At 60.4% G+C, this 959-nt stretch carries 1 protein-coding gene; it reads left to right on the forward strand.

The features are described 5' to 3' along the window. Positions 1-112 precede the first annotated feature (112 nt). Positions 113-959 (forward strand): IS21 family transposase (gene istA, locus DY926_RS04445; protein ID WP_116702275.1); only part of this gene is annotated, 847 nt, incomplete at its 3' end.

A 959-nucleotide genomic window follows, 5' to 3' on the forward strand; every position in this document is an offset into this window, starting at 1 on the left:
TGTTGATTTTCACTGAGAACTGACCCGGGTAGGGCGGAAATTTTCATCGAGATTTGACCCATGCCTCCACACTCCCCGGCATCATCTGCTGGGGGTTTTTGGAGTGATTGACATGGAGCTTCTGAGTGTGATCCGCCGGTGGCATCGCCGGGATCATCTTCCGATCCGCGAGATCGAACGCCGGACAGGACTGTCACGCAATACGATCCGGAAATATCTACGGGCAGAGAGCATTGAACCGCGGTTCCAGGCTCCCGAACGTCCCAGCCGACTGGACCCGTTTGCTGACAGATTGAGAGGATGGCTGGTTCTGGAAGCCGCCCGATCCCGCAAGAACCGGCGCACGGCGCGACGGTTGTATGAAGACCTTGTGACGCTGGGTTATGATGGATCCTATGGACGGGTGGCTGCTTTCATCCGGCAGTGGAAACACGAACAGCACCAGGCACGCCAGACAACGGGCCGGGGTGTTTTCGTGCCCCTGTGCTTCCAGCCCGGGGAAGCCTTCCAGTTTGACTGGGGCGAGGACTGGGCGGTGATTGCCGGGCATCGCGTCAAGCTGCAGGTTGCCCACACCAAACTGTCCTTCAGCCGGGCCTTCATACTCAGGGCCTATCCCCTACAGACCCACGAGATGCTTTTTGATGCGCTTACCGAGGCCTTCCGCGTGCTCGGTGGCGTGCCGCGGCGGGGTATTTTTGATAACATGAAGACCGCCGTGGACCGGATTGGCTCTGGCAAGGCGCGTCAGGTCAACCTGCGCTTCATGGCCCTGGCCAGCCATTACCTGTTCGAGCCGACCTTCTGCAATCCGGCAGCCGGATGGGAGAAAGGGCAGATCGAGAAGACCGTGCAGGATGCCCGGCGCCAGATCTGGCAGGATCTGCCTGCCTTTCCTGATCTGGGGGCGCTGAATGCCTGGCTGGAAGCCCGCTGCCTGGACTGCTGGGAACGGCTGC

It is taken from the genome of Komagataeibacter melaceti (assembly GCF_003403295.1).
Lineage (GTDB): Bacteria > Pseudomonadota > Alphaproteobacteria > Acetobacterales > Acetobacteraceae > Komagataeibacter > Komagataeibacter melaceti.